At 70.6% G+C, this 13,754-nt stretch carries 13 protein-coding genes and 1 riboswitch; of the genes, 7 read left to right on the top strand and 6 right to left on the bottom strand.

Translation table 11 applies throughout. The annotated features are described in order from the left end of the window. Window positions 1–156: 156 nt before the first annotated feature. Window positions 157–798: a DsbA family oxidoreductase gene (locus BJ999_RS17100; protein WP_179834219.1), complete on the bottom strand. Its 642-nt coding sequence runs from the start codon at window positions 796–798 to the stop codon at window positions 157–159. Between the two features lie 114 nt (window positions 799–912). Here BJ999_RS17100 and BJ999_RS17095 point away from each other — a divergent pair, with 114 nt between their 5' ends. Then, window positions 913–1,509: a TetR/AcrR family transcriptional regulator gene (locus BJ999_RS17095; RefSeq protein ID WP_179834218.1), complete on the top strand. Its 597-nt coding sequence runs from the start codon at window positions 913–915 to the stop codon at window positions 1,507–1,509. 292 nt (window positions 1,510–1,801) lie between these two features. Next, window positions 1,802–2,830 (top strand): TIGR03617 family F420-dependent LLM class oxidoreductase, encoded by a 1,029-nt coding sequence (locus BJ999_RS17090; protein WP_179834217.1) that lies wholly within the window; start codon window positions 1,802–1,804, stop codon window positions 2,828–2,830. Window positions 2,831–2,965: 135 nt separating this feature from the next. Here BJ999_RS17090 and BJ999_RS17085 read toward each other — a convergent pair whose 3' ends face one another. Then, the gene (locus BJ999_RS17085) at window positions 2,966–3,574 is read right to left on the bottom strand and encodes a TetR/AcrR family transcriptional regulator (protein ID WP_179834216.1); all 609 of its coding nucleotides are present in this window, start codon (window positions 3,572–3,574) and stop codon (window positions 2,966–2,968) included. 27 nt (window positions 3,575–3,601) lie between these two features. On the opposite strand from BJ999_RS17085, the gene BJ999_RS17080 reads away from it, so the two are divergent. From BJ999_RS17080 to BJ999_RS17065, 4 genes are all read left to right on the top strand, one after another. Continuing rightward, complete coding sequence (locus tag BJ999_RS17080; RefSeq protein ID WP_179834215.1) at window positions 3,602–6,022, top strand: PEP/pyruvate-binding domain-containing protein; 2,421 nt, start codon at window positions 3,602–3,604, stop codon at window positions 6,020–6,022. Between the two features lie 349 nt (window positions 6,023–6,371). Then, complete coding sequence (locus tag BJ999_RS17075; protein ID WP_338070797.1) at window positions 6,372–7,310, top strand: NAD-dependent epimerase/dehydratase family protein; 939 nt, start codon at window positions 6,372–6,374, stop codon at window positions 7,308–7,310. Continuing rightward, window positions 7,307–8,254: an RNA polymerase sigma-70 factor gene (locus BJ999_RS17070; RefSeq protein WP_179834213.1), complete on the top strand. Its 948-nt coding sequence runs from the start codon at window positions 7,307–7,309 to the stop codon at window positions 8,252–8,254. Before BJ999_RS17075 ends, BJ999_RS17070 begins: the two co-directional genes overlap by 4 nt. Before the next feature lie 24 nt (window positions 8,255–8,278). Continuing rightward, a complete protein-coding gene (locus tag BJ999_RS17065; RefSeq protein ID WP_179834212.1) occupies window positions 8,279–9,001 on the top strand; it encodes an NAD(P)-dependent oxidoreductase in 723 nt (240 codons plus the stop codon). Between the two features lie 29 nt (window positions 9,002–9,030). Here the strand turns inward: BJ999_RS17065 and metE are convergent, their stop codons facing one another. After that, the gene (metE, locus tag BJ999_RS17060; RefSeq protein WP_179834211.1) at window positions 9,031–11,283 is read right to left on the bottom strand and encodes a 5-methyltetrahydropteroyltriglutamate--homocysteine S-methyltransferase; all 2,253 of its coding nucleotides are present in this window, start codon (window positions 11,281–11,283) and stop codon (window positions 9,031–9,033) included. A 120-nt stretch (window positions 11,284–11,403) separates the two neighbouring features. Continuing rightward, a riboswitch (cobalamin riboswitch) is annotated at window positions 11,404–11,626 on the bottom strand. Window positions 11,627–11,768: 142 nt separating this feature from the next. Here metE and BJ999_RS17055 point away from each other — a divergent pair. After that, entirely contained in the window at window positions 11,769–12,020 is a 252-nt protein-coding gene (locus BJ999_RS17055) for a DUF4873 domain-containing protein (protein WP_179834210.1), read from the top strand. A gap of 129 nt (window positions 12,021–12,149) precedes the next feature. On the opposite strand, the gene BJ999_RS17050 is transcribed toward BJ999_RS17055, so the two are convergent. From BJ999_RS17050 to BJ999_RS17040, 3 genes are all read right to left on the bottom strand, one after another. After that, complete coding sequence (locus tag BJ999_RS17050) at window positions 12,150–12,344, bottom strand: hypothetical protein (RefSeq protein ID WP_179834209.1); 195 nt, start codon at window positions 12,342–12,344, stop codon at window positions 12,150–12,152. A gap of 491 nt (window positions 12,345–12,835) precedes the next feature. After that, window positions 12,836–13,243, bottom strand: coding sequence for an aldolase/citrate lyase family protein (locus tag BJ999_RS17045; RefSeq protein ID WP_179834208.1), 408 nt, complete (start codon window positions 13,241–13,243; stop codon window positions 12,836–12,838). Between the two features lie 103 nt (window positions 13,244–13,346). Then, window positions 13,347–13,736 (bottom strand): YkvA family protein, encoded by a 390-nt coding sequence (locus BJ999_RS17040; RefSeq protein ID WP_179834207.1) that lies wholly within the window; start codon window positions 13,734–13,736, stop codon window positions 13,347–13,349. Window positions 13,737–13,754 lie beyond the last annotated feature (18 nt).

The raw sequence follows: 13,754 nt of genomic DNA, 5'->3' as shown, positions 1-13,754 counted from the left end.
CGCGTCAGCGTTATTCCGTGGGGGCCGCCGGACACTATGGCCTCACCTGCACGGACGTAGTTCCGGCGAGCGCAGTGTTCGCCGGATTCGCTGGACTGGCCACCCGTCGGCTTCGGCGACCGCGGTTGCGCTTCTCGCCTCGGCGCGTGGCGTTGGTCAGAGCACTGATCCTGCGGTTGGCAAGCGGTCGGGCGATGGCCGACCGCGTCGGTGCGTCAGGTCGGTCCGCCTCAGCTCACTCCGCAGCGCGGCGAGTGACACGGCTCCAACGAGGACGGTCTCGTCGGGGAACCGGAAGACCGGCACTCGCGGGCCGGGCGCATCTGCGGATCGCGCAGGTTCCGCGTGGGGCCGCTCGCAGACCTTCTCGCTGTCCCAGCGGACGCCGATCGTGTGCGCCAGGCCCCGCAGCACGTTCGCGTCGGCGATGTCCAGACCGTCGGTGAAGTGGGCACGGTACAGGCGAGCGGCCATGTCCTCGGCGGCGCCGTGGTCGGCCGCCAGTGCGATGAGCCGGTGGGCCTGGGCGGTGCGGGCGGGCACGATCCGGTCGAGCTTCACCACCAGGCCGTCGGCCGCAGCCGCCCGCGCGATCTGCTCGGCCCGCGCGGCGGGGACGAGCTGGAAGTGGCCGCTGCCCGGCGACGTTCCCGCTGACGAGCCCGCGGTCCGGTACGGCCTGAAGACGACTTCCAGTTCGCCGCCACCTGCCCGGTACTCCTCGGCGGCCCGCTGGAAGCGGGCGTAGCCGAGCGCCGACCAGACGCAGGCGATGTCGTGGGTGAACTCAACTTTCATGGGACTCGTCCCTCACTGGCGGTACGGATCGTTCCGTGCCGCCTCAGCATGCCCGCCGCCCTGCACATAGTCAATACGGAACGTTCCGTGCCGTCTGAGGGATATGCTGTCCGCATGTCACCTAGACGTCCCGAGCGCCGCAGTGAAGAGGCCGCCAACGCCGTCATCAAGGCCGCCATGGACCTGTGCCAGGAGGTCGGGTACCGCAAACTCAGCATCGAGGGCATCGCCGCCCGCGCCGGCGTCGGCAAGAACACGATCTACCGGTGGTGGCCGTCCAAGGGCGCCGTGCTGCTGGACGGCCTACTGTCCACGTGGAAGATGGACGCGTCCTTCCCCGATACCGGGGACTTCATCGCCGACATCAAGGCGCAGATGGCGGCGGCCTCTCGAATCCTCGGCGACCCGGACGTCTTTCCGCACTACCGCGCACTGATCGGCGAAGCCCAGCACGACCCCGACCTCCACCGGGCCCTGTGGGACAGCTTCATCGGTCACTTGGCGGGCGCCGCCGCCGAACGCATAAGGACGGCGCAGCGCGAAGGCCAGGTCCGCGCCGACGCCGACCCGGTCCTCGTCACCGAACTGCTCTACGGCGCCGCCTACTACCGCCGGCTGCTCACCCCGCGCATAGCCGACACCGACCATGTCAACGCCATCGTTGACCTCGCATTCACCGGCCTCGCCCCATCCGCCACACCCACCCGGTAGCACGCCCGCGGTTCCGGCCGCCCCTGTGCTCTTGCCGAAATCACGTCCATCCCGGGGAGAAGCCCACGAGCAGCTCGATCCTTCGGGGCCGAGTAGCCGAGTAGCCGACTCGCAAAGACTCCCACCAAGCCTTCAGCGAGCATCGATGCTCTCCGAGCCCCACCCTCTCCGTGCTCCGTAGGTCGCCGGGGCTCAGAATGTTCCCGCCGGCTTGTCTGAGATGCGAAGCTCGTTGCGGCGTCCTCGCCCCTCGCCGGCGGACACTCGGCTCTGCGCGAATGGAGATCGGCCAGTGAAGCTGGATGTGCAACTGGACGGCCGGCCGGACGAGGCGGCGCAGCGTGCCCGCGCACTGATCGCCGCCGGGGTGGACGGCCTGTTCACGTTCGAGGGCCCGCACGACGTGTTCCTGCCCCTGATCGTCGCGGCCGGCTCGTCGGACGTACCGCCGACCGACCTGATGACCAACGTCGCGATCGCGATCCCCCGCAGTCCGATGAACCTGGCCAACATGGCCTACGACCTGCAACTGCTCAGCAAGGGGCGGTTCCGGCTCGGACTGGGCTCGCAGATCAGGCCGCACATCGAGAACCGGTACGGCTCGACCTGGAGCAGGCCGGCAGCCCGGATGCGCGAGACGGTGCTCGCGGTGAAGGCGATCCTGAACTCCTGGCAGGACGGCACCCCGCTGGATTTCCGCGGCGAGTTCACCAAGCACACCCTGATGCCCGCGACGTTCGTCCCCGGACCGAACCCGTACGGCGTGCCGCCGGTCCTGCTCGGTGCGCTGGGCCCGGTGATGACCCGGACCGCGGCCGAGGTCGCCGATGGACTGCTGGTGATGCCGTTCCACAGCCATCGACATTTTCGCGAGCGCACTCTTCCCGCCGTGGCCGAAGGCTTGGAACTGGCGGGTCGCGAACGGATCGACCTGTACCCGCAGGCGATCGTCGCGATGGGCGACACCCCCGAGGAGATCGAGGCCGCGGCCTTCGGAGTGAAGGCGCTGCTGGCGTTCTACGGCTCGACCCCGGCGTACAGGCCGGTCCTGGACATCGAGGGCTGGGGGGATCTGCAACCCGAGTTGAACGCGCTGTCGAAGACCGGCGACATCATGACGATGATCGGCCTGATCGACGACACGATGATGCGGACGCTGGCGGTCGTCGGAACGCCGGCCGAGTGCGCCGGCGAGATGAAGGCCCGGTTCGGCGACGTGGCCGAACGGGTCTGCGCCTACTTCCCCGGATCGACGCATCCGGAAGAGACGATCACCGCCCTGGCGACCGAACTGGGGAGAACGACGGGACCGACCACGTGACTCCCGCACCGATCTGAGCTTGACCTCCGAGCGTGGGCGCCCCGCCCCAGGCACGCAGTACGCGCCCGCGTTGAGGGCACCGCGTCACGCCGCATTGGACGACCTGGTTCCGGTCTCCACGTTGCGATGCCCAGATCAGGAGTCGTCTGGATTTCGCCTGTAGTTCGCAGGCCTCACGCCGTTGAGGAGGATGCGGGCCGTCTTGGCGACCCAGTCCGGTGTGAGGCCGTCGGGGCCCCTGGTCAGCATTGCGGCCAGGGCGGGGCCGATGATCATCTCCAGCAGCACGAGTGCGTCGACCTCGGCGTCGAGCTCTCCGCTCGTGACGGCCGCGGCGAGGGTGGCGTCGAGCCCGCGCCATCCCCCGGCGGAGAATCGTTCGAGGAGGCGTTGGTGGATGACCGGGTCGGTCGCGGCTTCGGCTATCAGGCCGGGTACGGCGATCCGGGCCATGGGAGTGGTCAGGAGCTCCGCGGTCCGTCTCACCAGTTCGTGCAGATCTTCGGCGAACGAGCCTGTCCGGGGTGCGCCGGCGGTGACGCCGTCCCGGAAGGTCGCCTCGTGGACGAGGTGGGCTTTGCTGGGCCAGCGCCGATAGACCGCGGGCCGGGATGTTCCGGCGCGGTCGGCGATGGCGGCCACGGTCAGTTCGGCGTAGCCGACCTCTGCCAGCAGCTCGGCGGCGGCCGTCAGAACGGCGTCGTCGATGCGAGCGTCACGGGGTCTTCCCGAGGGGTTGTTCATTTTCGAGCACAGTGTAACGTAACTGCCGTGCGGCACCCCCGGAGCGAGCTCGTCGAGTTGTCGGACGTCACCGACGCGAGGTACGGCGGCAAGGCCCTCGGCCTCGCGACGCTCGCCGCCGCCGGGTTCTCGGTGCCGGCCGCGTTCGTCATCGCGAACGCCGACGCCGCCGCCCTTCCCTCCGGGCTCGAAGCGCGCTACGCCCGGATGGCCGGCTCGGGAAAGGCGGTCGCGGTGCGTTCCTCGGCTTCGGGCGAGGACGGTGTCGAGAGCTCCTTCGCCGGTCAGTACGAGTCGGTTCTAGGGGTCGGCGGATACGACGAGCTCCTCGCCGCGATCGGGCATTGCGCGGCCTCCGCGTCTTCGGAGCGTGCGACCGCCTACCGGTCGGCCGCCGGCATCTCCGGCGCGATGCACCTGGTGGTCCAGGAGATGGTCGACGCGCGGGCCGCCGGTGTCGTGTTCACCGCGGATCCGGCGAGCGGCCGGCGCGAGCTTTGCGTGGTCGACGCGGTTCTCGGCCTGGCGGAGTCGTTGGTCGACGGCTCCGCGAGCCCCGACCATTACGAGGTCGACCGCTCCGGGCGGATCGTGGACCGCCAGATCGCGTCCCGTCCGGCGCTCGACGACGACGAGGTCATGGCCGTCGCGGCAGGCGCCCGCGCCGCGGAGGCGCGGTGGGGAATGCCCCTGGACCTCGAATGGGCGATCGACCGGACCGGCGAGATCCGCTGGCTCCAGGCGCGGCCGATCACCACCCTGCCCGGGGACCTGAGCGAGATGGACAGCACGGTGGCCGGCGAGGACCACGTCTACACCCGGTGCAACATCGGCGAGATGATGCCCGGCGCCTTCTGCCCGCTCACGGCGTCCGTGAGCGGGCGGGCGATCGAGTACGCGATGCAGATGGTCCAGGTCACCGCCGGTTTCCAGGACTCCTACCGGGAGGACCGCTGGCTGCAGCTGGGCTACTTCTCGGGTCACCTGTTCCTCAACATGACCGAGGGCACGGCCCTGAGCTCGGGGATCCTGGGCAACTCGCTGGAGCAGTACTCGCTCTCGATCGCGGGCAGGGTGGTGGACGAACTGGTGCCGGTGCCGCCGAAGCCGTTCCTGCTCCGCCTGGTCAACACCGTCCGGCTGACCACGTTCACGCTCTCGGCGGGACGGGCGATCCGCCGCCTTGACCGCGACCTGGCGCGCTCCGAGACGCCGTCCGCGGCGGAGCCGGCAGCGCTGCTCACCGAGCTGGACTCTGCGATCGAGCTCTACAACGAGGCCACCCTCACCCACGTCCGGTCCTCCGCGCGCTCCGCCGTCGCCGCGAACGTGCTGGAGCAGACGGTGGTGCGCGAAGCGATCCGCGCGGGCCGAAGCGAGGACGAGGGCCGCTCCCGGGCCGCGGTACTGCTGGCCGGCGCCACCAACGTCGAGAGCGCCGTCATGCTGGAGCAGTTGGACGGCGTGGTGGCCCGGCTGGCCGCGGACGGGACGGAAGCCAAGGCGTTCCTCGAACCGGACGCCGCCGAGGCCGTGGTCCGGCTGACCGGAGGCGGTGGTCCGACCAGCCGCGCGTTCAACGGGTTTCTGCGGCGCCACGGCCATCGGGGCTACCGGGAGTTGTGCCTGCGCGAACCGTCGTGGGGGGACGACCCGGAAGGGCTCGGCACGATCATGCAGGCCATGCTCCGGGCCCGCCTTCTCACCGGCGACGCCGTCCGCACGGTCCCACCTGCGCCGGAAGGCGTTTCCCGGGCGGTACGGGTGATGGCCCGGCTCGCGCGGGCCGGGGCACGCGGACGCGAGGCCACCAAGTCGCGGATGGTCCTGGTCGCCCACCGGCTCGGCCTCGGCTATCGCCTCCTGGGCGAGCAGCTGGCCGCGACGGGGCGGCTGCCCGACGCGGACCTGGTGTTCTTCTTCGACCGGTCGGAGCTGCCGGACCTGCTGAGCACCGACGACGCCGGGGACCTGATCGACCGCGCCGAGGCGCGCCGGGCGGCGCTTCCGTACCAGGCCCGGCTCGACTTCCCGGACGTCAGCGTCGGCAAGCCCGTTCCGACGCGGCCGAAGCCCCCGGAGCCAGCCGAGGGCGGTGTGATCGTCGGTCGTTCCGCGTGCGGCGGTGTCGTCGAGGGGACCGTCCGGGTCGCGACCACGATCGCGCAGGCTCGGGAACTGCAGCCCGGTGAGGTCCTGGTCGCCCCCGTGACGGACGTCGGGTGGACGCCCTACTTCACCCTGATCGCCGCGCTCGTCACCGACATCGGCAGTTCGGTCTCCCATGGCGCGGTCGTCGCCCGCGAGTACGGCCTGCCCTGCGTGGTCAACACCCAGGGCGCCACCCGCGTGCTCTGCACCGGCGACCGGGTCCGGGTCGACGGGGACCGCGGCACCGTGACGCGGCTGGACCGCACTTCGGTCCCGTCCTCTCCCACCAGCCCATGAAGCGGCCCGGAGGTCCCCCTGTGCCCGGGATGCCTGGCGTCTTCCCGGTCGACGAGTTTCCGATCCACCAGGTCCCCGCCCCCGTCTAGGGGGTCGGCGGCGACCGGAACCGCTACGACCGGTCGCACTGGAACGTCCACGACCGCATCGGCGACCTCATGATGATCAGCGGTATCGGCTACCGCCGGACCTCGGCGCCCAGCACTGCGGCAACTACCGGATCGAGGCCATCGAGCCGCTCACGACGTCACGGCCGGCCCGGCTCCCAGAATGGGTCAGCCCGTCATGTCACAGAAAGTCGGGCTGATTTGTCTCGGGTAGCGAAGGCAGGAGATCTCGTCGGAAGGTGATGGTCATGCGAGTGTTCGTGGCTGGTGGGAGCGGGGTCCTGGGGCAGCGGTTGGTACCGCAGTTGGTGGCACGGGGCCATCAGGTGACGGCGACGACCACGAGCCGGGCGAAGCTGGACCTGCTGGAGCGGTTGGGCGCGGACGGTGTGGTGATGGACGGGCTGGACGCGGCTGCGGTCGGGGAGGCGGTGGCGGCCGCGCGGCCGGACGTGGTCGTGCACCAGATGACCGCGATCTCGATGGCGCACGCCGGCAAGCCCGACATCAAGCATCCGGACCGATGGTTCGCCAAGACCAACCGGCTGCGCACGGAGGGGACCGACCACCTGCTGGCCGCCGCAGAGGCGACCGGCGTACCCCATTTCGTCGCGCAGGGGTACGCCTCGTGGAACGGCATCCGCGAGGGCGGATGGGTGAAGACCGAGGAGGATCCGTTGGACCTGCTCGAGGGGACGGCCGCGAACGTGGGCTTGAAGGCGTTGAGCCGGGTGGAGGACGTGGTCCTCAAGGCGGGCGGCGCGGTCCTGCGGTACGGCGCGTTCTACGGGCCGGGCGCCATCGACGACCAGGTCGAGTTGCTGCGCAAGCGGCAGTACCCGCTGGTGGGGCGTGGTACCGGCTACAGCTCGTGGGTGCATCTGGACGACGCGGCCAGTGCCACGGTCCTGGCCGTGGAACAGAAGGCGCGCGGGGTGTACAACATCGTCGACGACGACCCGGCCCCGGCGAGCGAGTGGCTCCCCTACCTGGCGGGGTGCGCCGGCGCGAAGCGACCGAGGCGGGTCCCGGTGTGGCTGGCCCGGCTGCTCGCCGGCGACCAGGCGGTGGTGATGATGACCGAGGGGCGGGGCTTCTCCAGCGCCAAGGCCAAGCGGGAGCTCGGCTGGGAGCCGCGCTACCCGTCCTGGCGGCAGGGCTTCAAGGAAGAGCTGGCGTGACCCGGGCCGAGGAGTTCGAAGAGCTGCGTCCGCTGCTGTTCTCGATCTCCTACCGGATCCTGGGCACCGTGACCGAGGCCGAGGACACCGTCCAGGAGACCTGGATTCGCTATGCCGCCACGCCGGCCCGGCCCACGTCGGCCAAGGCGTTCCTGTCGGCCGTGGTCACCCGGCTCTCGATCAACGTGTTGCGCTCGGCCCGCGTCCGGCGGGAGGAGTACGTCGGCCCGTGGTTCCCCGAGCCGCTGCTCACCGACCCCTACCAGGACCCGGAACGCTCGGCCGAACTCGCCGACTCGGTATCGATGGCGGCTCTGCTGCTGCTGGAACGGCTCAGCCCGCTGGAGCGCGCCGTCTTCGTGCTGCGCGAGGTGTTCGGGTTCGGCTTCCCCGAGGTCGCCTCGGCGGTCGGCCGGTCGGAGGCCGCATGCCGCCAGCTCGCGGTTCGGGCACGCCGCCACATGGACGAGGGGCGGCCCCGGTTCGAGGCCGACCGGAGGGAGCGCGAGGAACTCGCGACGCGGTTCTTCGACGCGTTCGCCGAGGGCGACCTCGACGGGCTCAAGAACCTGCTCGCCGCCGACGTTCAGATCGTCGCCGACAGCGGCGGCAAGGCCCCGCAGTGGGCGAGGGGGATCTTCGGTGCGGGCAACGTCGCCCGGGCGCTCGGCGTGCTCGTCCCGTCATTCGTCCAGATCGGCGGTGTCGTGGAGCCGCGCCAGGTGAACGGCCAGCCGGGCGCCGTCTTCCGCGATCGCGACGGCAAGGTCGTCAACACCTGGACCCTCGACATCCTCGACGGTCGGATCCAGACGATCAGCACGATGAGCAACCCCGACAAGCTCGCCCACGTGGGCCCGGTCGCGGATGCCTGGGCGATCCTGCGCGAGGCACAGCGGGCTCGCCAGGATCCCGCCCGGCCGGACGAGCGACGGCACTCCTAGCAACCGCGGAAAGGACACATCGTCTTGCGTGTCACGATTTTCGGAGCCAACGGCCCCACCGGCCGCCTGCTCACCGGCCAGGCCCTCGCCGCCGGGCATCAGGTCGCCGCGGTCACCCGGCGGCCGGACTCCTTCCCCCTGCGCCATGAGCGGCTCGAGGTGGTCGGTGCGGACGTGCTCGACCGAGATGCCGTCCACGCCGCCGTGGAGAAGCAGGACGCGGTCCTGTCGACGCTGGGGGTGCCGGCCGGGAAGAAGCCGATCAGCACCTATTCGCAGGGCGTGGCCAACATCATCGCCGCGATGCGGAAGCACGGGGTGCGCCGGCTCGCCGTTGTCAGCTCGACCGGGGTCGACCCGCGGCCCTACGCCGATGCAGGGATCCTGTTCAACCGGGTACTTCTGCCCTACGTGACCCGGGTCCTCGGCAAGACGCTGTACGACGACATGCGGCGGATGGAGACGCTGGTCCGGGAGAGCGATCTGGACTGGACGATCGTGCGCCCGAGCGGGCTCTACCACCTGCCGTCGGTCACCGACTACACCATTGTCGAAGGCCACGCCGAGGGCAGATACACCGCCCGCGCGGACCTGGCCGCGAGCCTTCTGGCCCTGCTGGACCACGACCGCCACCTCCGCAGCACCATCAGTGTCATCACCACTGTCGACAACCCGACCTTGCTCCAGTGGATCCGCCGCGAGGCGTCAGGTCAGGCGCAGGTGGGAGCGGCGCACGCCGGTTTCTGACCGGGCGTGCGCCGCCGTTCGGCCGCGGCTCAGCGCGCGGCGGCGTCCTCGCGGACTCGCCGTGCGGCGGTCACCAGGTTGCGCAGCGCCGCTTCGGTCTCCGGGTAAGCGCGGGTCTTGAGCCCGCAGTCGGGATTGACCCAGAGCTTGGCGGGCTCGACGACCTGCAGCGCGCGCCGCAGGTTCTCCTCGATCTCGTCGGCCGAGGGGACGCGGGGCGAGTGGATGTCGTAGACGCCAGGGCCGATGCCGTTCTCGTAACCGGCGGCACGGAGGTCGCCGACCAGCTCCATGTGCGAACGGGCCGCCTCGACGCTGGTGACGTCGGCGTCCAGCGCCCCGATCGCATCGATGATCTCACCGAACTCGGAGTAGCACATGTGGGTGTGGATCTGCGTGGTGTCCGCCACCCCGGAGGTCGCCAGGCGGAAGGCTCCGACGGCCCAGTCCAGGTAGGCGGCGTGGCCGGCCGCACGCAGGGGAAGCAGCTCGCGCAGTGCGGGCTCGTCGACCTGGACGATGCGGATACCGGCCGACTCCAGGTCCCCGATCTCGTCCCGCAGCGCGAGGGCGACCTGGCGGGCCGTCTCGGCCAGGGGCTGGTCGTCGCGGACGAACGACCAGGCCAGCATGGTGACCGGCCCGGTGAGCATGCCCTTGACCGGCTTGCTCGTCAGCCCCTGGGCGTAGGTGGTCCACGCGACGGTCATCGGACGGGGACGAGCGACGTCGCTGTGCAGGATCGGCGGCCGCACGTACCTGGACCCGTAGGACTGCACCCATCCGTGCTCGGTGGCGGCGTAGCCGTCCAGCTGCTCGGCGAAGTACTGGACCATGTCGTTGCGTTCGGGCTCGCCGTGCACGAGCACGTCCAGACCGAGTTCCTCTTGCAGCGCGATGACGCGGGCGATCTCCTGCCGCATCGCCTGGCTGTAGTCGTCCTCGGAGATGCGTCCGGCCCGGCGGTCCGCGCGGACCCTGCGCACCTCCGGAGTCTGGGGGAACGAGCCGATCGTGGTGGTGGCAAGGTCGGGCAGCCCGAGCGAGGCGCGCTGCGCGGCGAACCGGGTTTCGCGGTCCCCGCGGGAGGAACCGCCGAGCGTGTCCAGGCGAGCCCGGACCTCGTGGTCGATCCCGGCGGTGGACGCCGGAACCTGCGCGGCGGGACCGGCCGCGTCCTCGCCCAGCGCCTCGCCGAGCGCGACGACCTCGCCGACCTTCTGCCGGGCGAACGCCAACCGCCCCCGCACCGCCGGATCGAGCGCGTCCTCGGCGTCCAGGTCGATCGGGACATGCAGCAGTGAGCAGGAGGTGCTCACGACCACCTGGTCGGCCAGACCGAGCAGCGTGGCGCAGGCGGCCTTGGCCCGCTGCCGGTCAGCGCGCCAGATGTTGCGGCCGTCGACGACGCCCGCCATGACGGTCTTGCGCAGCAGCCCGCCCACGGAAGCGAGCACGTCCAGATTGCCGGGACCGGCGACGAAGTCCAGCCCGACGGCCTCCACACGGGAGGACGCAAGGGCGCGCAGCGCTTCGGCTCCGATCGTGCCGAAGTAGGTCGCCACCAGCAGGTGCGGCCGGCTGGACAGCTCACCGAGGCGCGCGTACGCGCGGGCCAGTGCGGCGACCTCCCCGTCGGTCCGATCGGCCACCAGGGCGGGCTCGTCCAGTTGCACCCATTCGGTGCCCGCCCCCGCCAGCCGCTCCAGCAGCTCGGCGTACACCTCCACCAGCCCGTCGAGCAGGTCCAGCGGGCGGAAGCCGGCGGGCGCGTCCGCCGCGGGTTTGGCCAGCAGCAGGTAGGTCAGCGGTCCGACGAGCACGGGCCGCGTCTCGATACCGAGGGCTCTGGCCTCCAGGTACTCCGCGACCGGCTTCGACGTGACCCCTCCGGGCAGCCGGAACCGCATGTCCGGCCCCAGCTCCGGCACGATGAAGTGGTAGTTGGTGTCGAACCACTTGGTCATCTCCATCGCCGGGATGTCTTGGACACCGCGCGCCATGGCGAAGTACCGGTCGAGGCCGTCCAGGCCCCGATAGCGCTCGGGCACGGCGTCCACCAGGACGCTGGTGTCCAGCACATGGTCGTAGAAGGAGAAGGTGTTCGACGGGATCGCGTCCAGACCGGCGTCGCGCAGCCCTGTCCAGACGGCGCCGCGCAGGTCCGCGCCGGCCTTCTCCAGCGCGGCCGCGTCGATGCGTCCCGCCCAGAAGTCTTCGGTGGCGAACTTGAGCTCGCGGCGCGTCCCGATCCGGGGGTAACCGAGGATCGTGGTTTTCATGGCAGCTTCCCTCGCTGAGCCAAAGGCGGCCAACCGGGGAGGGACGTGCACGGCACGGCGCCGAAAACCGCCTGTGCCGCCCGCCGGCCCTCCCGCGAGGCCGCAGACCACCGCACGCCAGCCGGCGCACGGGCGAAGGCAGGTCTTCGGACTCGCGGGCACCGCTCCTACCTGGGTAGGTGCGTCCTACTGGCCGTCGCTTCCCAGGCCCGGCGGCCCAGTGCTCGATGACGGCGGTCGTTCCCGCTCACCGCTGCGGGGCAGTCCCGGATTCCCACCGGGTTCCCTCTTACGACGCCCCTACCACGCAGGCACGGGCGAACCTTCCGCACGTTGGAGTCTAACGGCCGGGATGACGGCATACACAAACCCGCTCGGACCACGTTGAGCCCTGAGAAGCAGTGCGGGCGGGAACGTCCCACCTGAACGCTATGGTGCGTCTTCATGAAGACGAACCACGTCGGCCTTGACGAGAAGATCCACGCGTGAGCCGCTACCGGGGGCCCGCCACCCTGATCGGCAGCGACGGAGCCGAGATCGAGGTCTACGTCGATCTGCGCGCCAAACAGCGGGAGTGGTCCGGAACCGCGACCATCGGCGACTTCGACGCCAGCGGCGCTCACGACCAGACGCTGAGACTTCCAGACGGCCGCGAAGCACAGGTCACGCTCGGCGGCTCGGCGGTCTGGTCCGACGTCATCACGCTGGTCGGAAGTGGTCCGCCGCCCTTCGCCTGACCCAGGCGTCCCATCGACCGGCGGGGCTCGCTTGTGAGCTGCTTGGGACAAGAGAACGGGGCCGCGCACCTCAGTGCGCGGACCCCATTCCGTGTTGCTGCGCATGCAGGAGTCACTCCTGCGGTGCGATCAGTGGTTCTTCGACCAGGCGAAGACGAGGCCGGAGAGCCCCGCCATGACCAAGACGAAGGTGAAGAAACTGCCCCAGGACGGGAAGATGTCCTTGGCAGCGTCCCAGATCTCACCGAACCCGATGTTGCCCAGCACGAGCACGACGAGCCCGATGGTGGTGACCTGGAGGAGCGTGTTCAGGTAGCCGCGCAAAAGCCCGACTCCTTTCATCTGGTTTTTGTCGAGGTGTGGCTCTGATGAGGCACCCCGCGGAACGCTCAGTATGAGCCGCTCCTACCTCCTGACCGTCCACGAAGGACCAGAGGAGGCAAGGCGGCCACGACCATTGATGGCCGAAACGATCTCGGGCGCACAGCCGTCGGCATCCGAGTCCGAATCACGGCGCTGAGCTGCGGAGACCGCCGCCCTGCCGATCCGGGCGGTAGCGGATCGTGGGTGCAGATCCCGGCGTCTCGACAATGTTCACCCGAGTCAGAGCGCTCAGGATCGTTCCAAATTTCTTCTTTGACTACTGAAGACATCTCGGCAGTCCGTGGCGGCCAATGCCCACGAACTCACGGCCGAGACCAGACTGCATCACGCTGGTCGAGATAAGCACCGCCTTCGTCCAGCGGAGGCGCCGACCGAACAGGAACGCACGGCGGCGAGGGCGTCAACCCGCGCGCCCGAGAAGTGCTCGGTGGTCAGGCGAGCAGGGCGCGGGCGGCGCGGATGACGGCCTGGTCGACAAGGCGGCCGTCGTCGCCGACGAAGACGGCGGAGCCCGAGGCCAGAGCCGCTTCGTAGCGGGCCAGCAGAGAGCGGGCCCGGTCCAGCTCGGCCGGTGTCGGGGTGAAGACCTCCGCGACGACCGGGAGCTGTGCCGGGTGGACGCAGGCGCGGCCGCGGAATCCGAGCCGCTTGAGGCGCGGTGTGGTCGTGCGGAACGCCCCGAGGTCGCGGAACTGCGTGGAGACCGGGCCGAGCGGCGGGGGCAGGCCGGCGGCGGCCGACGCCGCCATCACCTGGGACCTGGCCCAGAGCAGCTCGGATTCGTCGGGGCCGGGGGTGACGCCGAGGTCGGCGGCCAGGTCGGCCTCGCCGAGCTGCATCCGGCCGCTTCGCCGCAGCCCTGCTGGCCTTCGCCCAGGAGGTCGGCACTGCGAGGTGACGGACGCGGCGCGCGGCTCTCGAGCGAGCCGCCGGCATGCGGCCTCAGGGGGCGCGGCGCTCCGTGCGAGACCGTCGCGTGTACTCCTGGCCGAGCGCGAACAGCAGCCAGGTGAGGGCGGTGGCGTCGTCGACGATCCCGAACGGCAGGAAGACGTCCGGGATCAGGTCGACCGGTGAGACGATGTAGATCACCGCGATCACCATCGCGACGATCTTTCCGGTGGACGTCCGGTAGTAGGCCTGCGCGGCCGCGCCGGCCGGCCCGGCGCGGCGGCGACCGCGTAGCCGCAGGATGCCCGCGACCAGCAGGACCGCGCCGACGGCCATGACCGCGGCACCCGCCACGGTGATGTCGACACCGCCCAGATCACCGTCCACGGTGAGTGCCGGGACGGCACCCGCGACGACGAGGACCAGTCCGAGCCAGACCATGCGCACCTCCGGGGGGAC

Origin of the sequence: Actinomadura citrea, from assembly GCF_013409045.1 — a bacterium.
GTDB lineage: Bacteria > Actinomycetota > Actinomycetes > Streptosporangiales > Streptosporangiaceae > Spirillospora > Spirillospora citrea.
Note: the sequence above shows the minus strand (reverse complement) of the source record. Positions and strands in the feature narration are given on the sequence as shown.